Source organism: Paenibacillus xanthanilyticus (assembly GCF_042682185.1).
Taxonomy (GTDB): Bacteria; Bacillota; Bacilli; order Paenibacillales; family Paenibacillaceae; genus Paenibacillus_Z; species Paenibacillus_Z xanthanilyticus.
This window is the reverse complement of the sequence record NZ_JBHUHA010000002.1, coordinates 964,063-985,961: the sequence shown is the minus strand read 5'-3', so window position 1 is coordinate 985,961 and position 21,899 is coordinate 964,063. Positions and strand designations below refer to the sequence as shown.

Genomic DNA, 21,899 nt, shown 5'->3' with positions numbered 1-21,899 from the left:
TGAATTACTTATAGGTGATGCTGATCTGCTCTTCCTTCTGCTTCCATTCGACCTTGGCCCCAAGCTGTTCGCTAATGAAGCGAAGCGGCAAATACGAGTAGCCGCTCACGCTGAACGGTTCCGTCTGTGTCTGGACCGTCTTGCCGTTCAGCGTCGTCGCGCCGCTGCGGTAGTCGATCGCGATGCGCAGCGGGCTTGCGCCGTTCGTTCCTTCGAGCGTGACCGTCTTCGCCGAGTTGTCCCATGCGATTTTGGCGCCAAGCTTCTCGAAGACGGAGCGCAGGGGCACGAACGCTTGGCTGTCGCGCGTCACGACGCCGTTCGTCAGCGCGATCGTCTCTCCGTTTAATACAAGCGCGATCGGCGGCTGCATGGGAACCGGGATTATCACGGATGCATGGTCGAGCCCCCATGTCCAAAGTTTGCCGTCCGTTTTCTGAAAGAGACGTCCGCTGTCGCTTAGGCTGTCCACATCTTCGGCATGCAGGATGAAAGACGGATTGGACGGCATTCTGTCGACCTCGATGCTCGTCTCATACAGCTTGCCATTGTTGGTTAGGACGAAGAGCGACCTTCCCGCAACGTGAGCCTCGCGTACGTCGTTGATCGTCGCGATGCGAACCGGCGTCTGCTCGTGATACACGGTGCCGTCCGTGAAGCCGGTTACCGTCAGGCCCCAATACCATAACCGCGAATCTCCGTCGATCGCCGTGAAGGCATTAAGTTTCTTAATGTCGTTCAAGCCTTTCACTTGCTGCGGCGACTGATCCGATTGCGACAGCTCGTCCGACACAGCCCAGACGGTACCGTCGTCCTTCAACGCATAGCGGCCTTCCAGCGCAATAATGCCGTTTAGGCCCGCGACCGGAGTGAAATCCGTACGGCCTTGCGTCTGGCGCAGCACCGTCCCGTCTTTCTTCAAGAACAGCCATTGCTCGCGGTTGCTGAGCTTTACGTCCGCCGCGAAGTACGAGCTCATGGCGATGACGTTGTCGATGCCGGAGAGTTGGACGATTTCGGTAGTCTCCAGTTTGCCGTATTCCCTGTAAGGGAGGCGGTACACCGCGCCGGCCGCATCTACGGCGAGGAAGGCGGTATCATGATGGATGACGTCGGTCAGGCCTTTCATGCCGGGCACCTGCACCGCGGTCGATTTGCCCGTCCGATAGTCGACGGCCCAATGCCAGACGGTATCGTCTTTCTTCACGGCGAACTGGCCGATCGACGCCTTGATGTCCTGTAGCGCGGTTACCTGCGTCGGCACGGAGCGTTCGAGCATGCCTTGACTGCCCCATTCCCAGAGCGTGCCGTCTTTCTTCACGATGGTGCCGAGTCCGTATTGGGCAGTCGTCCCGCCGGCTGGCGCGGCTGCGGCAACCGTGACGATTTGAAGCGCGGTAAGGGATGCGAGTATTGCGGATCCGATGCGTTTTCGCATAGGGGGGGATTCCTCCTTCGGTCGTGGCGGTGTAAACAAACCACCCATTAGACGCTTCGGAGGCGGGGAAGGTTACGATAGTTAGGGAATATATGTAAATTAAACTTTTCTCATCGCATCGCAGTTTATCATCGTAAAGGGAAACGCGCGTTTCGCCGGCGCCTCGGGCATGGAGGAACATCGGAGGAACGCGGCATAAGCCGAAGCTAGCGCAAGTCAGCGCCTCCCAACCAGACTCGGATCAGAGGCGAAACCGCTCGATATGGGAGGACAGTCCTTCCCGCAGCAAAATCTCTTTCTGCTTCGGTCCGAATAGATCGAAATGGGGGTATCGGTCGCGGCGATGGATGTAAGCCGGATTCAACCCGTGCTGCCTGCACCAGGCGGACAGCCGTTCCAAGTCGGCGCAGCCCGCTTTGGTCACGGTCCGCATGCCGGGGAATCGCTCGTCGGTCCAATAATGCGTCAGAAAAGCGATTTCGCCGCGTAGGACCGCTTCCTTCCACGCGTTCAATTGTTGTCTTGTAATGCCTAGCGCCATGTCGGATCCACCTTTCTCCCTTTACTTTACCACGGCGGGTCAGGGATTTCGAAGCGCTGCAGGACTCTTTCGTTCGGCGAGCGAAAACGAGTCTTGCTCAGGTGCGCGCTTCGGCCTATAATGGTCGTAATTGAACGTGATGCGTAACTGGCGGAGCATGGGGAACCATGAGGGAGCGCATTGGCGGTAACGGCCGTACGCCTGGGCGAAGGTAAGGGGAGCAGCATCCCTTGCCTTTTTTTGTTTTGATCAATCCTACAGGAGATGAACCAAATGGCGGAAAACACATTGATTTTGAATGGAACGACGGTGGCGGACGGCATCAAGGCGGATCTTGCGGCGCGGGTAGCGGTATTGAAGGAGAACGGGATCGTGCCCTGCCTGGCGACGATCCTCGTCGGCGACGACCCTTCGTCGGCCACGTATGTGCGGATGAAAGGGAATGCCTGCGCGCGGCTCGGCATGGAGTCGCGCCGGATTCATCTGGGGGCGGAGACGACGACGGAGGAGCTGATCGCGGTCATCGACGAGTTGAACGCCGACGACGGCGTGCACGGCATCCTGCTCCAGCATCCGGTGCCGCATCAGATCGACGAACGCGCGGCGTTCGAAGCGATCGCGATCGGCAAGGACGTGGACGGGGTGACAATGCTCGGTTTCGCGCAGAACGCGTTCGGCATGGCGGAATATCCGTCCTGTACGCCGGCGGCGATCCTAACCATCCTCGACTACTACAACCTGCCGATCGCAGGCAAGCACGCCGTCGTCGTCGGACGCAGCCCGATTCTGGGCAAGCCGGTGTCGCTCATGCTGCTGAACCGCAACGCGACCGTGACGGTCTGCCACTCCAAGACGGAGGGCTTGGCCGAGCTTGTCCGTCAGGGCGACATTGTCGTGGCGGCCGTCGGCAAGCCGGCCTTTATCCAGGGCGAGTGGATCAAGGACGGCGCCGTCGTGCTGGATGCCGGCTATAACGAGGGCAACATCGGCGACGTGGATTACGAGGCATGTCTCGCGAAGGCGAGCGCCATCACGCCAGTGCCGGCGGGCGTCGGTCCCGTCACGATCGCCACGCTGCTCAAGCATACCGTGGACGCCGCGGAAAGAAGGGTGTTTCAACCGTAGTAAATCCGGGTATACGCGAATATACTGTGCTGAAGTCGTCTATTCGTGGTAAAGGAGCTGAGCTGAAGTGGAGATTGGTCAGTTCGAACAGGAAGTCTATACCGTAGAATTCGCGGATCGGCACTATAACGTCGTTTACTACCGGGAGATCGAGGCGATCGGCACGGAGGATGCCCGGCAGCAGATTCTGCTGCACCACCCCGACGCCAACATTCGCGCGGTCACCCGGAAAGAATAGCTTGTCGCAAGGAAGAACCGCCCGCGAGCGCCAGCTCGCGGGCGGTTTCTTTGTGTCACGTCGATAACCGGCCCTTGGATGGGGGAGGAAAATATGGACTGGCGGCGAACTTACAGAAGAAATGCAGCTCCATTGACCGTGAGAAGATAAATTCGGGCGGAACGGCACAAGCCGGGATCCGCATAGGGAGGTTCTACTCGTTGGCAGCTTCAACCTATTTGTATTTCGTCCGTCATGGGAACACGAACTTTTCGAAGGATCTCGAGCGGGAAGGCGCCGGCGCGAAGTTGACGGAAGAGGGCGAGCGCGATGCGCGGCGGGTGGCGGAGCTGCTGGTGGGCGAGGGTATCGACGTCATCGTCTCCAGTCCGCAGCATCGGGCGCGGGATACTGTCGCTCCGCTGGCGGAACGGCTGGGGAAGGAGATTACGCTTATCGAGGCGCTGAAGGAACGAGCGATCGGCAGCTTGAGCGTGGATATACCGGAGGAGGCGTTCCGGCGCGCAGTGGCGCTTTCGTTCGAGGATCTGGATGCGGCGTTACCCGAAGGGGAGACGACGCGGCAAGCGCGAGCGCGGGCGGTACCGGCGATCTCGCGCTTGCTGGAGGATCACGCAGGCAAACGGATCGCGATCGGCACGCATGGCAATATCATGACGATCATGCTCCACTATTTCGATGCGCGCTACGGCTACGCGTTCTGGTCAAGCACGAGCAAGCCGGACATCTACAGAGCGAGGTTCGAAGGCGGGCGGCTGGCCGAGGTGGAGCGATTGTGGGAGGAAGAGAGGACTGCGAGACCTTCATCCGTCACGCCGGGAGACGACAGCCGGTGACATGGACAGCCGACCGTGCAAGGAGCTGCTGCGTCATCGCACGACAGAGGCGCAGCTTGCGCATTGGTACGACGGCGGCAAGCGAATTTAACAACAGAAGAAAGGCGTTGTTCGCATGACCTTATATTATTACATGGCCGCAGGCCGCGAGCTGCCGACGGGCGCGTTCGGCAAGAACAAGACGACGATGACGCTGAATCATTACGTAACGCGCGTAAATCCGGCTGCGGCCGATAACGGGCCGATGCAGATGCTGCTGCGGAAGTACCCGGCGGGCGAGCAGCTAATGGAAGTGTACGAGACCGAATTGGATGCCGTCGGCTTGTTCGTTAAAGGTCCCATGGAAAACCCGGGAGCCGAGCATCCGTTCCAGCTGCCCCATATTTATGAAATGAGTCCGGAGGGCGGTACGTACAAGCTCCGTCCCGAATGGATCCAGACGCAGCCTGCAGCGTATGCGAAAAATCGCAAAAGCCTGGACGTGCTGCTCGATTATTTGCGGCGCCATCTCGAACCCGGGGAGCATGCCGAGCTTTACGCCTGCCGGGCGGACGGAAAGGAGCGGTTCCAGGACCGGCCTAAGCGCGAGCTGGACACCGTGCTGGACTTGAACGCGTTCACGCTGGGCGAAGCGTTCGATTGGCGGGAGCGCCAGTTGATCCGGGTCACGCGTTAGGGGCGTAATGCCGATGGCGGCATACAAAAGGCGGCGAGCCTTGGAAGTTTCCTTCCTTGGCCTGCCGCCTTTTCCGTGTGGATGATCGATGGATGAATGGCTTTATCGCGCAGGGTCCAGCTTCTTCAGGAACGCTTCGTCTACGTCGGCATTGGTGATGTTGATGCGCTTCAGGCGCAGCGTGCTCGGCCGGCTGCCGGGGTAATTGATGCCGGGCTTGACGAGCAGCGTCATCGTAAATCCCGCTTGACGGGCAATCTCTTCGCTGGCCATGCTGTAGTCGCCGAACGGGTAGCAGAGCACGAAGACGGGGCGGTGCGTATGGCGCTCGATCATCGTCTTCGACAGGATGAAATCGTCCAGCACCTTCTGCTCGTATGCCGCTTTCGTCTCCGGCTGTTTACCGACATAAGCCGGCGCCGTGACGAGACCGCGTTCGACGTCCGATCCGCGCACCTTGCCTTTGCGGTGCAGGTCGTACGTGTGGCTTTGGATATCGACGAGGCCGGTGGCGGACATCTCGGCGATTTGCCCCCAAGTCAGCTTCGGGGCCGCCTGGTCATCGGTCGGGCCGCCTGCGCCGCTTCGCATCGTGGAGGCGATGACGAAGATCGTCGCCTTGGCGTTGTATTTGCGCAGCAGCGGGTAGGCCAGCGTATAGTTGCTCTCGTAACCGTCGTCGAACGTGAGATAGACGGGTTTCTTCGGGAAGAGGCGCTCCCCCTTCAAATACTGCTGTGCTTCCGCGGCCGACAGCGTCGTGTACCCGCTCGTCGCAAGCGCCGCGAGCTGCTTCTCCAGCGCCTTCGGATGCACGATCGTCGACGAATCCAGATCGGTCTGAAAATGATGGTACATTAAGATCGGCAGCCCGTCCATCTCCGTACGGTAGCGAACGCCGTCGCTCGCGATGCTCAGCCGGTGCGTGCGCGCGTTCCAATCGACCGTATAGTTCGCGAAGCCGTTCAGCTTTCGAACTGGAAAATACAACAGGCCTTTGCGCTCCAGAAGCTCCTCCCGTGTTACGTTCAGCGTTCCCGATGGCGTCTGCTTGGCGCGAAGAGCCACGCCGCCGGGGGTTCGCTCCGGCACGAGCCCGAAGCGGGGGGCGGCATCGTCGAGGGGAAGGTAGACACTTCCGGACTGCTCGATCGGCGGGTGAGGCAGCTTGGCTTCCCAGCCGTTGAAATACGTATGGATCGCCACCGCCTTGCGTCCGTATGGGAACAGCAGCAGGAGCAGGATGGCGAGCATGAGACTGACTTTAGATTTCATGAGGCACCTTGATTAGAATGGATTTGGGTACAATGGCTTGCGGTTATACATTGCGGATGCAGCTAGCCGCGATGGCGTCTGCGCCGGACGAGGAACGCCGATATCAACACAGCGACAAGTCCGCTGGATAGAAGGATTAGCGCTCCATCCCGAAGGGACAGCTGTCGCCTGTTATCGTCCAGATTGACGATCGTCCGCGGCTCGACGCCAGGACCAAGCACGCGGAGATCTCTGGCGGCGGCCGACAGACCCTTAACGCTGCACAGACCGGCGTACGCATCTCCGTTACGCTCCTGATAAGCATAGACGAGATAGCGGGCGCCGACTTGGAAGTGGATTCCGCAGGAGGCTTCGGAGCCGCGGTCGAACACGATCAGCTCGGTATGGTCGGCGCCCTTCCACGATGCGGTCACCTTGAAGTGGTTCGCCTCCCGATATTCGATCGGTCCGAGGACGCCGGCTCGCCGCTTCTGTTTCTTCACGCGCAACACCTCGCCCGTGAACACAAATTTGGCGCTCGCCAGCGCTTCGGAAGGATTCGGTGTCGCGCAGTCGCATGCGTAAGAGACCGATGGCAAGGGGATCGCGATCCCAGCGGCGGCATAGAGCGCAAGCAGGAAGAATAAGACGATTTTTTTCATCGCGTAGGTGTCCCTTCATCATATCGCAGCTAATTCCGATTTGTAAATTAACTCCATTTCAGACGAGACATGACAGCCTAATGTTGCGCCGTCCGAATTGAAAAATAAAAAAAGCAACCGGCTTAGGCCGATTGCTTGACGAATGTACCATTTATTCTAGTTCCCGCTCGTATATGCCGGACATCTGCGCATCACAAGATAAGAAGGTTAAGCGTCGCCCGCTGATTAGATCACTTTAGAACTTCACGCGCCCCGTCAAGTAAGCCTTCAGCTCCGCGATCGGCAGACGCGTCTGCTCCATCGTGTCGCGGTCGCGAACGGTGACGCAGCCGTCGGTCTCCGACTCGAAGTCGTAGGTGATGCAGAACGGCGTGCCGATCTCGTCATGACGGCGGTAGCGCTTGCCGATGGAGCCGGCGTCGTCGTAGTCGACCATGAAATCTTCGGCCAGATCGGCGAAGATGCGCTGCGCGCCTTCGGCCAATTTCTTGGAGAGCGGGAACACCGCCGCCTTGATCGGCGCGAGCGCCGGATGGAAGCGGAGCACGACGCGGCTGTCGTCGCCCTCGAGCTGCTGCTCCTCGTAGGCATCGATGAGGAACGCCAGCGTGACGCGGTCCGCGCCGAGCGAAGGCTCGATGCAGTACGGCACGTAGCGCTCGTTCGTCTCTTGGTCGATGTAGTGGAAGTCCTCGCCGGAGTGAGCCATATGCTGCTTCAGGTCGTAATCGGTCCGGTCCGCGATCCCCCACAGCTCGCCCCAGCCGAACGGAAAGCGGTACTCGATGTCGGTCGTCGCGTTGCTGTAATGGGACAGCTCGTCTTCGGAGTGATCGCGCAGCCGAATGCTCGATTCGTTCATGCCGAGGGACAGCAGCCAGTCACGGCAGAAGCTGCGCCAGTATTCGAACCACTGCAGGTCTTCGCCCGGCTTGCAGAAGAACTCCAGCTCCATCTGCTCGAATTCGCGCGTGCGGAACGTGAAGTTGCCCGGCGTAATTTCATTGCGGAAGCTCTTGCCGATCTGGCCGATGCCAAACGGGATTTTCTTGCGCATCGTTCGCTGCGCGTTCTTGAAGTTGACAAAAATGCCCTGCGCCGTCTCGGGACGAAGGTACACCGTGTTGGAACTCGATTCCGTCACGCCTTGGAATGTCTTGAACATCAGGTTGAACTGGCGAATGTCCGTATAATCGCGGCTGCCGCAGTCCGGGCAGGCAATTGCGTGCTCGTCGATCAGCGCCTTCATCTGGTCGAAGGACATGCCGTCGACGACGATCTCGATGTCCTTCTCGCCCAGGGCGTTCTCGATCAGTTTATCCGCGCGGTGGCGGGCTTTGCACGATTTGCAGTCGATCATCGGATCATTGAAATTGCCGACGTGGCCGGAGGCGACCCATGCCTGCGGATTCATCAGAATGGCCGCGTCCAGCCCGACGTTATAGGGCGATTGCTGGATGAACTTCTTCCACCAGGCGCGCTTGATGTTGTTCTTCAGCTCGACGCCGAGCGGGCCGTAGTCCCACGTGTTGGCGAGTCCGCCGTAAATTTCCGATCCCGGGAATACGAAGCCGCGGTGTTTGGCCAGCGCGACGATTTGCTCCATCGTTTTGTTACTGCTCATCGTAGTGCACGCTCCTCAAGGTTAGGTTACAGCCGTATTCAAATAAAAAAGCTCCCGCCTCTAGGTCATCGCGGGGGAGCGATGCCTAGGGACGAGAGCGTAGCTGCACCCGCGGTTCCACCCTAGTTGACGTTTCGCTGCATGCGAGAACGCCCACTTTTCACAATTCCGCTCCGGACTGCCTTTTCCCTGACGAATCGCCGGGCTTGCACGGTCCCCGGCTCGCTGCCTTATAAGCGACTGGACGTCGCATCAGGTACTATTGGTCCATCAACGCGGATATGGCTGATTGGTGAACATCTTACCGCGGACGCGGACAAAAATCAATCCTGCGTTATTCGGCTTCGATCGGATCGGCGAACAGATGCTTGAACTTCTCGTAGTCCGCGGACTTGCATTCCATCTTCAATCGCGTGCCGTTCGGCTCGTAAGTCGTCTCCCGCACATGCGCGTTGGCATTGAAATAGGCGACCAGACGGCCCTCCTGGAACGGAATGATGACCTCGCACTCGACATAGTTCTGGAAAACCTTCTCTTTGACGAGCTCGACGAGCTCTTCCAGCCCGGCCTTCTCTTTCACCGACAGGTAGACGTTATCGCCGCTCGTCTGCGGGTACGCTTCGCCGGTCAGATCGGTCTTGTTGTACGCGTATATCATCGGAATATGATCCGCGCCCAGGTCCTTCAGCGTCGAGTTCGTCACGTCGATCATCCGCTGGTGCTCCAGGTTCGCGTAATCGACGACCTGGATGAGCAGATCGGCCTCGGCGACCTCCTCCAGCGTGGAACGGAACGCCTTCACGAGATGATGCGGCAACTGGCTGACAAAACCGACCGTATCCGTGAGGAGGAACGATTTGTTGTCCGGCAGCTCAATGCCGCGCACTGACGTCTCCAGCGTGGCGAACAGCATGTCTTTGGCCAGCACTTGTTTGTTCGATTCCGGCATGTACCGGTCCAAAATGGCGTTCATCAGGCTCGATTTGCCGGCATTCGTATAACCGACGAGACAGACGACGGGCACGCCGGTCTTCTGGCGCTGCTTGCGCTGCACTTGGCGGCGGGCGACCAGCTTCTCCAGCTCTTGCTGCAGGGCGGAGATCCGGTCCTCGATGCGGCGGCGATCCAGCTCGAGCTTCGTCTCGCCCGTACCTTTGTTCTTCATGCCGGAGCCGCCGCCTTGACGGCCGAGCGATTCGCGCAAGCCGACGAGACGCGGCAGCATGTACTGCAGCTTCGCGACTTCGACCTGCAGCTGCGCTTCGCGCGTCTGGGCGCGCTCGGAGAAGATGTCCAGGATGACGATCGTGCGGTCGATGACCTTCTTCTGCAGCGCGCTCTCCAGGTTGCGGATTTGGGATGGCGACAGCTCGTCGTTGAAAATGACGGTCGAGGCGTCCAGTCCCTCCGCGAGCCCCAAGAGCTCGTCGATTTTACCGCTTCCCAGGTAGTGGGAACCGTTGATTTTGGCCATGTTCTGAGTCAGCTCGCCGACGACCTCGATATTGCAGGCTTCCGCGAGGTTGCGCAGTTCCTCCATCGAATAGGCAAAGTCGGGACGATCCTGCAAATTAACGCCGACGATCACGGCTCTGTTGTTCGGTTGTTCCATATATGAATTCCTCCTAGGGCTTGTTTGGGATGCAAGGGAAGCGCGCGGACGCCAAAAAACGCACGGGCGTTCTGGCCTGTGCGTTCGAAGAGTCGAAGGAAGGAAACAAGGGAGTATCCGGTACGATCGATCGATGGCGCAGAAAGTGCCGTCGCCGTTAGCCGGTTACCAAACGGTCGATTCGGAACACGATGGACAAACAGACCCGCATCAGGGCGAGCGTCATCCAAGCGCAATCCGAATATTTGATTCCCTATAGGTATGTTCGAGACCTGCAATCTCGACGATCTCGTGGTACGATTAACCATGGGTTACCTATAAAGGACAGACCTATCCTGAGTCCTCTGCACAAGCAGAGCCTTGGCGCTATTCAATTAGCCGCGCAAAGTACGAACTCGGATAAAATCTATCACACGTAACCCTCCGTTCAATTTGAAGTACACACATTCTAACATAGCCGGCCGCGTATTTGCAAACAAATGGAAAAGAGGCGAGAATTCATGCGAAACGAAGCGCAGATGATGGACTTGATTTTGTCGACGGCCCGAGAGGACGAACGCATCCGGGCGGTTATTCTGAACGGCTCCCGGGCGAACCCGGAAGCCAGAAGGGATCTGTTCCAAGATTACGATATCGTGTACGTCGTCGCGTCGGTGGAAGACATCATCCGCGATCGCGCTTGGTTCGACCGCTTCGGCGAGCGCATGATCGCCCAATCTTCCGACCAGCAGCTGGACAGCGACCGCCAGCCGGGCGATAGCTTTATCTGCATGATGCAATTCATGGACGGCAACCGCCTCGATCTTCGCTTGTTTCAGGCGGACCGGCTGGCGGAGCTCGAACCGGACAGTCTCAGCGTGCTGCTGCTCGACAAGGACGGGCTGATCGGGGAGATGGAGCCGCCGAGTCTTCGGGATTATGCCGTGAAGCCGCCGGCCGCGCGGGAATTCGACGCATGCGCCAACGAGTTTTGGTGGGTAAGTACATATGTGGCCAAAGGATTGTGGCGGGACGAGCTGACGTACGCGAAGTCGATGATGGACGGGCCGGTAAGGGAGATGCTCATCCGGATGCTTGTATGGCGAATCGGCGAACGCACCGGTTATGCGGCCGATACGGGCAAGCTCGGCAAATATTTGAAGTCGCATCTGGCGCCAGCCGAGTGGGAGCTGTTCGTTCGGACCTACCCGGACGCCGTTCCGGAGCGGATGTGGGAAGCGCTGCTGCGGATGGGCGAGCTGTTCCGGCAAGCGGGACGCGAGGTGGCGGCCGCTTGCGGCTATGTCTACCCGGAGGAAGACGACCGGCGGGTAACCGCGCACTTGGCCTACGTCAGAAGGCTGGCGCCCGATGCTTCGGATTATATGAACCGCGATGGACATGGACGAATATGATTTTACACGGCGAGGCATGCGGGAAATAGGAGGATATTGGCAAGCGAGCTCGAACTGTGATTTGGTAGTGCAGAATGCCCAGCCGGGAGGTTGAACCGTTGTTCGTACAGATACTGCTGCTGGATGTGTTGTTCGTCCTCGTCCCTACATTTATTTTTGGCATTTTCTACGACCGGATGCGCAAGGCGCCGCTGTGGCATGGGTTCTTGCTCGGCCTCTCCGCGATGGTATGCCTCTCGACGAGCGTGCGCGAAGCCAATCTGTATTGGGATTTGCGCTACATCCCGCTCGTGATCGCCTTTCTCTACTGCGGCCGCAAGGCCGGACTGCTGGTAATGATCTGCATATTGGCGATTCGAACGTATGTCGGCACCGACGAAATGGTGGTCGGTCACATCAGCATCCTGTTGGCGGCGAGCGTACCGTGGTTGGCGGGCGCGGGTATCGGCGCGCTCCCTTATCGCGAACGGATCGCGAAATCGCTCATGATCGGCTGCTGGCCGCTAGTCACGTCGTTGGCGGTGCTCGGCGTTTATTCTGTACTGTACGGGGCGGATCGCTTCGGATGGCCGGATTTGCTGCAGATGCTTGTTTTCGGCGTGGCCTATATCGTTGCCCTTGGTCTATCGATTATGCTGAATGAAGCGATACTGGAGCGCGAAATGATGAAGATCGAGCTGCAGCGCGGCGAGAAGCTGCAGGTCGTCGGCGAGCTGGCGGCGTCGATCGCGCACGAAATCCGCAATCCGCTGACGGTCGTCAAAGGATTTCTGCAATTAAGCTTGGAACGAAAGGAAGCGGGTATTGCGCATATTCCGATCATGCTGGAGGAGCTCGGGCGCGCGGAGATGATCATCAACGATTATTTGAGCGTGTCGCGCCCCCAATTCGAGAAGATCGAAGCGTTCGATTTGGGCCTGCTGATTTCGAATATACTGGCGTTGTTGGATCCGCTTGCGAATAAAGAGGGCATCCTCATCGAGATGCAGCTGGAGGAGGGCCTCGCGCTGCGCACCGACAAGGCGCGCCTGCAGCAGGCGCTGCTGAATTTAATCAAGAACGCCGTCGAGGCGACGAAAGCCGGCGGCGTCGTGAAGGTTACGTTGAAGCCGGGGCCGGGCGAAGCGCACGTGACGATCGCCGATACGGGCCGTGGGATGACCGAGCAAGAGCTGAATCGCCTTGGCACCCTGTTCTATTCGACGAAGGAGAAGGGAACGGGGCTCGGCACGAGCGTCTCCATTCGGATTATCGAAGCGATGCGAGGGACCATTTCGTTCAAAAGCAAGCCGGGCGTCGGCACCCAAATTTCAATCGTGCTCCCGCTCGCGGAGCCTAACGTCCGGGAGCGCTTAGGCTAATCGCCTTCGCTAAGGCTGGACACGCGGGCCCGCTTGGAGGGATAATGGGATACCACCATTTCAAAAAAAGAGGTCAATTGGCATGATAACGACATCCAATGAGGCAAACGCCAAGAACATCGTATTTTTTGACTCGGGGCTGGGCGGGTTGAGCGTGCTGTCCGAGGCGCTCGATCGGCTGCCGGGCGAGAATTATATTTATTTCGCGGATAATCTATACGTGCCGTACGGGATGAAGCCGCAGGAGGACGTGCGCCGCTTCATTCTCGGGGCGTTCGAACGCATCATGGAGAACGAGGTGAAGGCGATCGTCGTCGCGTGCAATACGGCCACGAGCCTCGTCGTTCGCCAGCTGAGGAGCGACTACGGCATTCCGGTCATCGGCATGGAGCCGGCGGTTAAGCCGGCCGTGGAGCATAACCGCGCCAGCGGCAAGCGGGTGCTCGTGCTCGCGACGCCGATCACGCTCAAACAGACCAAATACGCGGAGCTGATCTCGCGACTGGACGGCGATCATATCGTCGATTCGCTCCCGCTGCCGGAGTTGGTCGCGTACTGCGAAGCGCTCAATTTCGATCCCGGCGAGATCGGGGCTTACTTTCGGGATAAACTCGCGCCCTACGATCTGAACAACTATGGTACGATCGTGCTCGGCTGCACGCATTATCCGTTCTATGGCAAATTGTTGAAGGAGCTGCTGCCGCCTCATATCGAGCTCGTCGACGGGAGCCGGGGAACGGTGTCCCGCTTGTCGGATGTGCTGGAGACGCACGGCTTGTCGAACCCGCAGACGCGCGGTCGCGTAACCTTCAGCTGTTCCGGGGAGCCGGCATATATCGAGAAGCTGGAGCGGGCGTTGGCGCTGTATCGGTCGGAGCTGTCGGTCTAACATGGAGTCGGCCGAATGGCAAGGTGAATAAGGGAGACGAAAGCCCGTCAAGGCATACGCCTTGACGGGCTTTTTGGCAGGGCTGACATTCTCCTGCTGTGCGATGTTCTTCGTGCAGGATGATCCCCGCAGGATCCGACTTAACCCGATGCGCCTCCGAAAGGCCGGTCGCCCACGATGGAGATTCGCTCCGCGACCCGGCGCTCCGGATAATAATCGTTCACCGCGTAGTGCTGGAGGGCGCGGTTATCCCAGAAGGCGACCGTATCCGGCTCCCAGCGAAAGCGGACATGATACTCGGGGATCGCGATTTGGCGGAACAAATACTGGAGCACTTTCTCGCTCTCTTGCTCCTCCAGGCCGACGATCCGGGTCGTGAACGAGGAATTGACGAACAGCGTCTTCCGTCCCGTCTCCGGATGGACGCGCACGATCGGATGCTCGGCAGCGGGGAATTCGGCTTGTTTGGCGGCTAATTGCTCCGGAGGCAGCGCCCGTCCGAACACGTGGGTGAAATCGTGAATCGCGGTCAATCCGTCGATGCGCACGCGGATCTCTTCCGGTAAATTATCATAGGCGGCCGCGGCATCCGACCAGATCGTATCGCCGCCGCCGGACGCCGGCACCTCGATCAGGCGCAGCACGGCACCGAGGGCGGGAGTCAGCCGCCAGGTTACGTCCGCGTGCCAATTGTTCTCGCGTCCCGCGGTCTTGTCGTCCTTGGCGAAACGAACAACGTCCGCCGAATCGCCCTGCGGCAAGAAGGGATGGTTCTCGAGCTCTCCCCAATTGCGGGCGAACGCCGCCTGCTGCTCGGACGTGATCCGCTGATTGCGGAAGAAGAGCACCTTCCACTCCAGCAGGGCGCGGTTCAGCTCCCGCTTCAATTCCTCCGTGAGCGGCAGGCGCAGATCGACGCCCTCGATCTCGGCTCCGAGCGTCCGCGCCAGCGGCTTCACGTCAAACAACGTATAAGGATCGGACGGCGCGTCGCCTGGCAGACGCCGAAGCAGGCGCGGACCGTTCACCGCTTCTCGGGCAATCGCAAGCGGCCGATCCGCGGCCGGCTTGCCTGCTGCGAGATTCGCTTCAGGAATGGCCATGTGATTGCGCCTCCTTCCGCAAGGCTTCAACAGGTTGCAGATGTTGACGGAAGAACCGGGTAGTCGCTTGAAGCGCCTCAACAAGGGCCGGAGTCGGGCCGGTGAACGGATGCTGAACGCCGAAACTATGGTCGCCGCCCTCGATTTGAACGAAAGAATGGCCTGGCGCGGCCAAACGAAGCGCTTCATGGCCGAGCAGAATGCGCTCGACATCGGCGCTGCCTTGCACGATAAGGGCAGGCTGCTTCAGATAAGCCAGTTTGTACGGAATGTCGTACCGGGACGCGTTCTGCTCGATATCGGCCGCGATGAACGGCTCGGCGCTAACGCCGGCGGGCGGCGTCAGATCCGATGGCGGATTCCAAGCGACGACGGCCCCGATCGCGGTCTGCTCCGCGGCCGTGATCACCGAGGCAGCTCCGCCTCGGCTATGGCCGAGCAAGCCGATTCGGCCGGGATCGGCGGACGCGGACAGCGGCAGTCGTTGTTCACGGACCAGCTCAACAATGGTCTGAAGATCTTCCAACTCCCTGCTTAACGTCCGGGCTTGGGCGATAACGGCATCAGGCTGTTTGGCCGCGGCCGCGTCGATTCTTGAGAAATCGAAGATGACGGTATAAAATCCAAGCTCGGCAAGCGCGTCTGTCACATAAGGCCAGAAGCCCCACTCCTTGAAACCGCGGAATCCGTGCGCCGTAATGAGGACAGGGAGGTCCTTGTGACCATCCTTCGCTTTAATTTCACCATTTAAGAACAATCCGTGGTCCAACGGGGCGCGAAACGCCTCCCGGCTAATCCGTGTCGTGCTCATGCCATCTACCTCCTACGCGAATGGGATTATGCATCTGAAGCAAAAAGAGGCTTTCTTCCATCAAGAAAGAACGCCTCCGTCCGTACGGTTAACGCATCGGATACACGGCCTTGCGGCTCAATACCCGATAAAACAAATTGGAATTGTAGACATCATATTATAGGGGGCCATCACAGCTGTCAATAGCGTGAATTGTCGAATCATTTTTTTGTCACTAGGCTGTTGACAACCCGATTTGATGCATGATAAAGTCGCTCTAAACCAAATCCAAGTAACTGAATTGGAATTGTAGGTAAAGGTCGACCAAACCATTGGAGACCCTGATCGAAAGCGTGCGCGGCGCGTTTAGATCGGGGTCTTCGACGTTTTGGGGCGGATTGGCGGACTACCGGAAAACCGGACCGATTGGACAGAGATTTCTTGCATCTACATAAATGGGAGGTTGAGGAGAATGAACAACGTACAGAAACGAAAAAGAGGGATCGGGAAGCTAGGGATCATCATGGCGGCGGTCGTCATGACGGCAGTGGTGCTGAGCGGCTGCGGCGGCGATAAAACCGTCACGGCGAACGCGAACGCAGGCAGCGGCAGCAAAGACGCGAAGAACGAGGCCGCTTCCTCGACGAATGGCGAACCCGAGCTGCTCGAGCTTCGCTATCAAGGCGGAGTAGGTTCGGTGACGCTGCCCGAGCTGGCCGAGGATCTGGGCTATCTGGCGCCGATCAAGCTGAAGTGGATCGGCAACACGATCAGCGGCCCGCAGGACATCCAATCCGCGGCGACGGGCGACGTCGACTTCGGCGGGGCGTTCAACGGCGCGGTCGTCAAGCTCATTGCCTCCAAGGCGCCGGTCGTGCCGGTCATCGGCTATTACGGGGTCAACGAGCAGCGGTGGGGCGGATACTTCGTGCTGGAAGACAGCCCGATCAAGACCGCGAAGGATTTTATCGGCAAGACGGTCGGGATGAACACGCTCGGCGCGCACTATGAGGTCGTCCTGAAGACGTGGCTGCGCAAGGAGGGGCTGAACGAAGACGAGATCAAATCGGTGCAGCTCGTCGTCATCCCGCCGATCAACGCGGAGCAGGCGCTGCGCCAGGGACAGGTCGATGTTGCCGTCCTCGGCGATATGGCGCGCGACAAGGCGCTGGAGCGGGGCGGCATTCGTCCAATCTTCAACGACTACGACCTGCTGGGCGAATTTACGGCGGGATCGTACGTCCTGCGCAAAGACTTTATCGAGAAAAATCCGAACACGGCCCGCAAATTCGTCGAGGCCGTCGCCAAAGCGATCGAGTGGGCCCGTGCAACGCCGACCGAAGAAGTCGGCGCACGCTTGGAGAAAATCCTTACGCAGCGCGGGCGCGACGAAGATACGTCGGTATTGAAGTACTTCAAATCGTACGGCGTCGCAGGCAAAGGCGGCCTCATCTCGGATAAGGAATTCCAGATTTGGATCGACTGGCTGGAGAACGAAGGCACGATCAAGAAGGGGCAAGTGAAGGTGCCGGACATTTATACGAATGAGTTTAATCCATTCAAGGACGAAGCGAACAAATAGAGCAGGCGGCAGGTCTATTCCACGCGCGAGGTGATTGAGATGACGACGAAAATCAGTTTTCAGCATGTGAACAAGACGTTCAAAGTGAAAGGAAACGCTGGCCGATCCGAGGCGACCGAATTCACGGCGCTGCGCGACATCAATTTCGACGTGAAAACGGGCGAATTCATGGTCATCGTAGGGCCGAGCGGTTGCGGCAAATCGACGCTGCTCGATTTGCTCGGCGGCCTGACGAAGCCGACGAGCGGCAGCATCCTGATCGACGGCAAGCCGATCAAGGGGCCGGCGCTGGACCGCGGCATCGTCTTCCAGCAGTACGCGCTGTTCCCTTGGAAGACGGCGCGCGGGAATATCGAGTTTGGCCTGGAAGCGAAGGGCATTCGAGGCAAAGAGCGGACCGAGCGGGCGCGCGAATTCCTCTCGCTCGTCGGCCTGGGCGGTTTCGAAGACCGCTACCCGCATGAGCTGTCCGGCGGGATGAAGCAGCGCGTCGCCATCGCCCGCAGCCTCGCGTACGACCCCGACGTCCTGCTGATGGATGAGCCGTTCGCCGCGCTGGACGCGCAGACGCGCGAAACGCTGCAGAGCGAGCTGCTGAAGATCTGGGAGAAGACGAAGAAGACGATCGTGTTCATTACGCACGGCATCGACGAGGCTGTCTATCTCGGTCAGCGCGTCGCGGTCATGACGAGCCGGCCGGGGCGGATCAAGGAAATCATCGACATTCCGCTTAGCGCGCGCAACGGCGAAGAGGACTTGCGCTCGGACCCGGAATTCGGACGTCTTCGCCATGAGATATGGAGCTTGCTCCGCGACGAGGTACAGCGCGCGCAGGCTTACGAGATTCAAGACAAAGTCGGTCACGCGCAGAACGCATCCAATAAAAATAAATCGGGGGTGTTGTAACATGGCAACGGCGGAAAAAAGCGTATCGCTGCCGATCGGATCGGCGCAGCGGCGGAGCTCCGCGATCGCGGCGCCGCTCGGCATCATAGGAAAGGTGTTGAAACGCACGATCGCCATCCTGGCGCTGGCGGCCATATGGGAAATGGTGCCTCGGGTAGGTCTCGTGGAGACCGCCTTCCTGCCGCCGCTCTCCGAAGTGCTTCAGGCCTGGTGGGGCTTGCTGACGAGCGGCGAATTGTGGACCCACACGGAATCCAGTCTGATTCGCTCGCTCGCCGGCTTCGGCATTGCGATTGCGGCGGCCATCCCGCTCGGACTGTTGATCGGCTGGTACAAAGGGCTGTCGGAGCTGCTCACGCCGGTGCTCGAGCTATTCCGCAATACGGCGGCGCTGGCGCTGCTGCCGGTATTCACGCTCATTCTGGGCATCGGCGAGACGTCCAAAATCACGCTGATCGTCTATGCGTGCTCGTGGCCGATCCTGCTCAACACGATTTCCGGCGTAAAGAACGTCGACCCGCTGCTCATCAAGTCGGCTAAGTCGATGGGGCTGTCGCCGGTTAAATTGTTCATTAAAGTCATTCTGCCCGCGGCCGTCCCGACGATCTTCACCGGCGTCCGGCTGGCCGGAGCCGGCTCGATTCTCGTCCTCATCGCGGCGGAGATGGTCGGCGCCAAAGCCGGTCTTGGCTATTTGATCAACTACGCGCAGTTCAACTTCCAGGCGCCGGAGATGTACGCGGGCATCATCAGCATCTCGCTGATCGGCCTGCTCTTCAATCAAGGGCTCGTCACGCTGGAGAAACGATTCACCGCTTGGAAGCAGACGCAATCCGAATAACAAATATAGCTAAGGATAGGTGATCGCAATGTCCACTGAAAATAAACGTCAAATCAAGCTCGGCGCCTTCTTCATGATTCCCGGCCATCATGTCGCGGCATGGCGGCACCCGGAGGCGGAGGCTCACTCCGTGCTGGACTTCAAGTTCTATAAGAAGCTGGCGCAAACGGCCGAACGCGGCAAATTCGACATGGTCTTCCTGGCGGACGGCTACGCGGTGTCGAAGCGGTTCCCGGCGGCGCTCGAGCAGACGGTTAGCGTCCGTCCCGAACCGCTGACGCTTCTGTCGGCGCTGTCCGCGGTGACGGAGCATATCGGCCTGACGGCGACGGTATCGACGACGTACAACGAGCCGTTCCACGTGGCGCGCAAATTCGCGTCGCTGGACCACTTGAGCGGCGGCCGCGCGGCCTGGAACGTGGTCACATCCTCGCACGACGAGGAAGCGCTGAATTTCAACCAACAGGTGCATCTGCTGCACGAGAAGCGCTACGACCGGGCGGAGGAGTTCCTGAACGTCGTTACCGGCCTGTGGGACAGCTGGGAGGACGATGCGTTTCTCTTCGACAAGGAAGCCGCCAAATTCGCGGACGGCAGCAAGGCGCACACGTTGAATCACGAGGGCAAATGGTTCAACGTGCGCGGACCGCTCAACGTTGCGCGGCCGGTGCAGGGGCATCCGGTCATCGTGCAGGCCGGCGCTTCGGAGCCGGGCAAGGAACTCGCCGCGCGCACGGCGGAGGTCATCTTTACCGCGTGGCAGACGCTCGAGGAGGCGCAGGCGTTCTACGCGGACGTGAAGGGCCGGCTGGCCAAGTACGGCCGTTCGCCGGATTCGCTCAAGATCATGCCGGGCGTCTTCCCGATCATCGGCCGCACCGAAGAGGAAGCGATCGCGAAGAAGCGTCAGCTCGAGGAGCTGATTCCGGTGGAAGCGGGCGTCAGCTTGCTCTCGGCGCTCATCAGCTTCGACCTGTCCGGGTACGACGTCGACGGCCCGCTGCCGGAGCTGCCGCAGCTCGAGCAGGTGAACGGCGGCAAGAGCCGATTCACGCTGCTGAAGGATTTGGCCGAGCGGGAAGGCTTGACGATCCGCAAGCTGTATCAGCGCATCGCGGGGGCGCGCGGCCACCGCGAGATCTTGGGCACGCCGGTGCAAATCGCGGATCAGCTGGAGGAGTGGTTCCATAACGGCGCGGCGGACGGCTTCAACATCATGCCGCCGTACCTGCCGGGCGGATTGGACGACTTCGTGGAGCTCGTGGTGCCGGAGCTTCAGCGCCGCGGCTTGTTCCGCACCGAATATGAAGGCAGCACACTGCGCGACCGCCTTGGGTTGTCGCGGCCGATTCACCCGGCTCAGCTGCAGCCGGCTAATATCGCCGCCTTGTCATGACCTCCGGTCTAGGGGGCGCCGCGGTAGCTCCGCAGGCGCCCGCCGTCATTAGGGAGCGGAAGGAGCCTTCCTCGTATTCCTGGCGGACGCTCATGACGCTGATCGTCGGCTCCTTCATTGGCATCTATCATGTCGTCTCGCTGAATGTCGCGCTGCCGGGTTTCATGACGATATTCGGAGCCGAGCTGTCGACGGTGCAATGGCTGGTCACGGGCTTTACGCTCGCGACCGGCATTATCGCCCCGCTCAGCGGCTACTTTGGCGACAAGTGGAGCAACAAGACGCTGTTCCTTGCGTCGCTTGCCGGCTTGACGATCAGCTCGGTGCTCTGTGCGCTGGCATGGAATATCTACGTCTTGATCGCCTTTCGGATCCTGCAGGGGATCTTCTGCGGCCTGATCCAACCGGTATCGCTGACGATGCTCTACCAGTCGGTTCCGGCCGATAAGCGGCCGCTTGCGGTCAGTCTCTGGTCCGCCTCCGGGATCCTCGGTCCCGCGCTGGCGCCGACCGTCAGCGGCTGGCTGCAGGGGTACAACTGGCACTGGATGTTCGTCGTCATGCTGCCGCTCAGCCTGGCGACCATGGGGTACGGGTGGCGGCATTTGCCGGGGGGAGGTCACGCCTCGCGGCGAAGGGCGGATTGGACGGGAATCGTTCTGGCGGTCGTCGGCAGTCTAGCCCTGCTGCTGCTATTCGGCAAGGTCCATGCGTGGGGCTGGGGCTCGCCGCTTGCGATCGGATGCTTGTGCGTCGGGCTCGCGGCCGCGGCCGCTTTCGTCCTTCACGAGCTGCGGGCGTCCGAGCCGCTGCTCCAGCTGCGTCTCTTCCGGCTGCGTCTGTTCACCGCAAGCTTAGGCGCTTCCGTCGTGCTGATCATCGGCTTGTATTCAGGTATCTATTTCATCCCGCTTTATTTGCAGCAGATCCATGCCATGACCTCGCTCGAGGTGGGGCTTCTGCTGCTGCCGCCCGCGCTGTGTCTGGGCGTCTCGACGCTGTTGTCGGGGAAGCTGTACCCGCGTTTGGGACCTGTGCCCCTCGTCGTGGCGGGCGCCGTGCTGCTCGCGTGGGCGTCGTGGCAGTTCAGCCTGCTGACGCCGGACACGCCGGAGGGCTACGTCATGCTGTGGATGTCCGTGCGATACGTTGGGGTCGGGCTGTCGATGACGCCGGCTATGAACGCGGGCATGGGCGCCGTCGCCAGCGAGCTGGCGGGCGACGCCTCGGCGCTCATTAACTGGCTGCGGCAGGTATTCGGCGCGTTGGGGCTCGGCTTGTTCACGTCGTTATTCTACGCGCGATTCGCGGTCCACGAGCGGCAGCTCGCGGACGCGTCTAACGGGTGGAGCGCCGAGCGTCTGCACGAGGAGGCGTACACGATGGGCATCAACGACGCGTTCCTTGTCGCAGGCTGGTTCGGTGTCGCGGCGATTCCGCTGGCGCTGCTGCTCGGCAGCCGGGTCCGATGGACCCGGCGCGCGAAAGCAGCGAGCGCGCCGCGCGAAGAAGGTGGAAGCGGGTTGTAGTTTCGAGCATTAGCGATGAATAGTCCGCGCCGGTATCGGCGCGGATATTTTTTGTTGGTCGCCCAGGTAAAGGAGCGTGAGAATGGCTTTTGGCAATAGGAG

At 59.8% G+C, this 21,899-nt stretch carries 20 protein-coding genes and 1 riboswitch; of the genes, 12 read left to right on the top strand and 8 right to left on the bottom strand.

Annotated elements, in window-relative coordinates; translation table 11 throughout:
* Nucleotides 1-4: 4 nt before the first annotated feature.
* A complete protein-coding gene (locus tag ACFSKT_RS21400; RefSeq protein ID WP_377718187.1) occupies nucleotides 5-1,438 on the bottom strand; it encodes a stalk domain-containing protein in 1,434 nt (477 codons plus the stop codon).
* A gap of 241 nt (nucleotides 1,439-1,679) precedes the next feature.
* Nucleotides 1,680-1,979: a hypothetical protein gene (locus tag ACFSKT_RS21395; RefSeq protein ID WP_377718188.1), complete on the bottom strand. Its 300-nt coding sequence runs from the start codon at nucleotides 1,977-1,979 to the stop codon at nucleotides 1,680-1,682.
* 133 nt (nucleotides 1,980-2,112) lie between these two features.
* A riboswitch (ZMP/ZTP riboswitch) is annotated at nucleotides 2,113-2,193 on the top strand.
* Between the two features lie 59 nt (nucleotides 2,194-2,252).
* On the opposite strand from ACFSKT_RS21395, the gene ACFSKT_RS21390 reads away from it, so the two are divergent.
* From ACFSKT_RS21390 to ACFSKT_RS21375, 4 genes are all read left to right on the top strand, one after another.
* A complete protein-coding gene (locus tag ACFSKT_RS21390) occupies nucleotides 2,253-3,104 on the top strand; it encodes a bifunctional 5,10-methylenetetrahydrofolate dehydrogenase/5,10-methenyltetrahydrofolate cyclohydrolase (protein ID WP_377718189.1) in 852 nt (283 codons plus the stop codon).
* A gap of 67 nt (nucleotides 3,105-3,171) precedes the next feature.
* On the top strand, nucleotides 3,172-3,342 hold the full coding sequence (locus tag ACFSKT_RS21385; protein ID WP_377718190.1) for a hypothetical protein: 171 nt from the start codon (nucleotides 3,172-3,174) through the stop codon (nucleotides 3,340-3,342).
* A 200-nt stretch (nucleotides 3,343-3,542) separates the two neighbouring features.
* On the top strand, nucleotides 3,543-4,178 hold the full coding sequence (locus ACFSKT_RS21380) for a histidine phosphatase family protein (protein WP_377718191.1): 636 nt from the start codon (nucleotides 3,543-3,545) through the stop codon (nucleotides 4,176-4,178).
* A 115-nt stretch (nucleotides 4,179-4,293) separates the two neighbouring features.
* The gene (locus ACFSKT_RS21375) at nucleotides 4,294-4,854 is read left to right on the top strand and encodes a hypothetical protein (RefSeq protein ID WP_377718192.1); all 561 of its coding nucleotides are present in this window, start codon (nucleotides 4,294-4,296) and stop codon (nucleotides 4,852-4,854) included.
* Nucleotides 4,855-4,956: 102 nt separating this feature from the next.
* Here ACFSKT_RS21375 and ACFSKT_RS21370 read toward each other — a convergent pair whose 3' ends face one another.
* The 4 genes from ACFSKT_RS21370 to hflX form a co-directional block, all read right to left on the bottom strand.
* On the bottom strand, nucleotides 4,957-6,129 hold the full coding sequence (locus ACFSKT_RS21370) for a polysaccharide deacetylase family protein (protein ID WP_377718193.1): 1,173 nt from the start codon (nucleotides 6,127-6,129) through the stop codon (nucleotides 4,957-4,959).
* Nucleotides 6,130-6,191: 62 nt separating this feature from the next.
* The gene (locus ACFSKT_RS21365) at nucleotides 6,192-6,770 is read right to left on the bottom strand and encodes a hypothetical protein (protein WP_377718194.1); all 579 of its coding nucleotides are present in this window, start codon (nucleotides 6,768-6,770) and stop codon (nucleotides 6,192-6,194) included.
* A gap of 235 nt (nucleotides 6,771-7,005) precedes the next feature.
* The gene (locus ACFSKT_RS21360) at nucleotides 7,006-8,394 is read right to left on the bottom strand and encodes a glycine--tRNA ligase (RefSeq protein WP_377718195.1); all 1,389 of its coding nucleotides are present in this window, start codon (nucleotides 8,392-8,394) and stop codon (nucleotides 7,006-7,008) included.
* A gap of 334 nt (nucleotides 8,395-8,728) precedes the next feature.
* Entirely contained in the window at nucleotides 8,729-10,006 is a 1,278-nt protein-coding gene (gene hflX, locus ACFSKT_RS21355) for a GTPase HflX (protein ID WP_377718196.1), read from the bottom strand.
* Nucleotides 10,007-10,506: 500 nt separating this feature from the next.
* Here hflX and ACFSKT_RS21350 point away from each other — a divergent pair, with 500 nt between their 5' ends.
* The 3 genes from ACFSKT_RS21350 to murI all read left to right on the top strand — a co-directional run bounded on the left by ACFSKT_RS21350 (nucleotide 10,507) and on the right by murI (nucleotide 13,650).
* Complete coding sequence (locus ACFSKT_RS21350) at nucleotides 10,507-11,400, top strand: aminoglycoside 6-adenylyltransferase (RefSeq protein WP_377718197.1); 894 nt, start codon at nucleotides 10,507-10,509, stop codon at nucleotides 11,398-11,400.
* Between the two features lie 98 nt (nucleotides 11,401-11,498).
* Complete coding sequence (locus ACFSKT_RS21345; protein ID WP_377718198.1) at nucleotides 11,499-12,761, top strand: ATP-binding protein; 1,263 nt, start codon at nucleotides 11,499-11,501, stop codon at nucleotides 12,759-12,761.
* An 82-nt stretch (nucleotides 12,762-12,843) separates the two neighbouring features.
* Nucleotides 12,844-13,650 carry a glutamate racemase gene (murI, locus tag ACFSKT_RS21340; protein ID WP_377718199.1) on the top strand — a complete coding sequence of 269 codons (807 nt, stop codon included), beginning with the start codon at nucleotides 12,844-12,846 and terminating at the stop codon, nucleotides 13,648-13,650.
* Between the two features lie 140 nt (nucleotides 13,651-13,790).
* Here murI and ACFSKT_RS21335 read toward each other — a convergent pair whose 3' ends face one another.
* Both ACFSKT_RS21335 and ACFSKT_RS21330 read right to left on the bottom strand, forming a co-directional pair.
* The gene (locus tag ACFSKT_RS21335; protein WP_377718200.1) at nucleotides 13,791-14,753 is read right to left on the bottom strand and encodes a TauD/TfdA dioxygenase family protein; all 963 of its coding nucleotides are present in this window, start codon (nucleotides 14,751-14,753) and stop codon (nucleotides 13,791-13,793) included.
* Nucleotides 14,740-15,564 (bottom strand): alpha/beta hydrolase family protein, encoded by an 825-nt coding sequence (locus tag ACFSKT_RS21330; RefSeq protein ID WP_377718201.1) that lies wholly within the window; start codon nucleotides 15,562-15,564, stop codon nucleotides 14,740-14,742. The genes ACFSKT_RS21335 and ACFSKT_RS21330 overlap by 14 nt, the downstream gene beginning before the upstream one ends.
* Before the next feature lie 451 nt (nucleotides 15,565-16,015).
* On the opposite strand from ACFSKT_RS21330, the gene ACFSKT_RS21325 reads away from it, so the two are divergent.
* The 5 genes from ACFSKT_RS21325 to ACFSKT_RS21305 all read left to right on the top strand — a co-directional run bounded on the left by ACFSKT_RS21325 (nucleotide 16,016) and on the right by ACFSKT_RS21305 (nucleotide 21,797).
* Nucleotides 16,016-17,125, top strand: coding sequence for an ABC transporter substrate-binding protein (locus ACFSKT_RS21325; RefSeq protein ID WP_377718202.1), 1,110 nt, complete (start codon nucleotides 16,016-16,018; stop codon nucleotides 17,123-17,125).
* A 39-nt stretch (nucleotides 17,126-17,164) separates the two neighbouring features.
* Entirely contained in the window at nucleotides 17,165-18,031 is an 867-nt protein-coding gene (locus ACFSKT_RS21320) for an ABC transporter ATP-binding protein (RefSeq protein WP_377718203.1), read from the top strand.
* A 1-nt stretch (nucleotide 18,032) separates the two neighbouring features.
* Nucleotides 18,033-18,872 carry an ABC transporter permease gene (locus ACFSKT_RS21315; protein ID WP_377718204.1) on the top strand — a complete coding sequence of 280 codons (840 nt, stop codon included), beginning with the start codon at nucleotides 18,033-18,035 and terminating at the stop codon, nucleotides 18,870-18,872.
* A gap of 28 nt (nucleotides 18,873-18,900) precedes the next feature.
* Entirely contained in the window at nucleotides 18,901-20,268 is a 1,368-nt protein-coding gene (locus ACFSKT_RS21310) for an LLM class flavin-dependent oxidoreductase (protein WP_377718205.1), read from the top strand.
* A gap of 92 nt (nucleotides 20,269-20,360) precedes the next feature.
* A complete protein-coding gene (locus ACFSKT_RS21305; protein WP_377718206.1) occupies nucleotides 20,361-21,797 on the top strand; it encodes a DHA2 family efflux MFS transporter permease subunit in 1,437 nt (478 codons plus the stop codon).
* The last annotated feature ends 102 nt before the right edge of the window (nucleotides 21,798-21,899 follow it).

Bases quoted from the DNA above. Each gene is read 5' to 3' on its own strand.
- ACFSKT_RS21400 (WP_377718187.1), bottom strand. From the start codon at position 1,438: ATGCGAAAACGCATCGGATCCGCAATACTCGCATCCCTTACCGCGCTT.
- ACFSKT_RS21395 (WP_377718188.1), bottom strand. From the start codon at position 1,979: ATGGCGCTAGGCATTACAAGACAACAATTGAACGCGTGGAAGGAAGCG.
- ACFSKT_RS21390 (WP_377718189.1), top strand. From the start codon at position 2,253: ATGGCGGAAAACACATTGATTTTGAATGGAACGACGGTGGCGGACGGC.
- ACFSKT_RS21375 (WP_377718192.1), top strand. From the start codon at position 4,294: ATGACCTTATATTATTACATGGCCGCAGGCCGCGAGCTGCCGACGGGC.
- ACFSKT_RS21370 (WP_377718193.1), bottom strand. From the start codon at position 6,129: ATGAAATCTAAAGTCAGTCTCATGCTCGCCATCCTGCTCCTGCTGCTG.
- ACFSKT_RS21365 (WP_377718194.1), bottom strand. From the start codon at position 6,770: ATGAAAAAAATCGTCTTATTCTTCCTGCTTGCGCTCTATGCCGCCGCT.
- ACFSKT_RS21360 (WP_377718195.1), bottom strand. From the start codon at position 8,394: ATGAGCAGTAACAAAACGATGGAGCAAATCGTCGCGCTGGCCAAACAC.
- hflX (WP_377718196.1), bottom strand. From the start codon at position 10,006: ATGGAACAACCGAACAACAGAGCCGTGATCGTCGGCGTTAATTTGCAG.
- ACFSKT_RS21350 (WP_377718197.1), top strand. From the start codon at position 10,507: ATGCGAAACGAAGCGCAGATGATGGACTTGATTTTGTCGACGGCCCGA.
- murI (WP_377718199.1), top strand. From the start codon at position 12,844: ATGATAACGACATCCAATGAGGCAAACGCCAAGAACATCGTATTTTTT.
- ACFSKT_RS21335 (WP_377718200.1), bottom strand. From the start codon at position 14,753: ATGGCCATTCCTGAAGCGAATCTCGCAGCAGGCAAGCCGGCCGCGGAT.
- ACFSKT_RS21330 (WP_377718201.1), bottom strand. From the start codon at position 15,564: ATGAGCACGACACGGATTAGCCGGGAGGCGTTTCGCGCCCCGTTGGAC.
- ACFSKT_RS21325 (WP_377718202.1), top strand. From the start codon at position 16,016: ATGAACAACGTACAGAAACGAAAAAGAGGGATCGGGAAGCTAGGGATC.
- ACFSKT_RS21320 (WP_377718203.1), top strand. From the start codon at position 17,165: ATGACGACGAAAATCAGTTTTCAGCATGTGAACAAGACGTTCAAAGTG.
- ACFSKT_RS21315 (WP_377718204.1), top strand. From the start codon at position 18,033: ATGGCAACGGCGGAAAAAAGCGTATCGCTGCCGATCGGATCGGCGCAG.
- ACFSKT_RS21310 (WP_377718205.1), top strand. From the start codon at position 18,901: ATGTCCACTGAAAATAAACGTCAAATCAAGCTCGGCGCCTTCTTCATG.
- ACFSKT_RS21305 (WP_377718206.1), top strand. From the start codon at position 20,361: ATGACGCTGATCGTCGGCTCCTTCATTGGCATCTATCATGTCGTCTCG.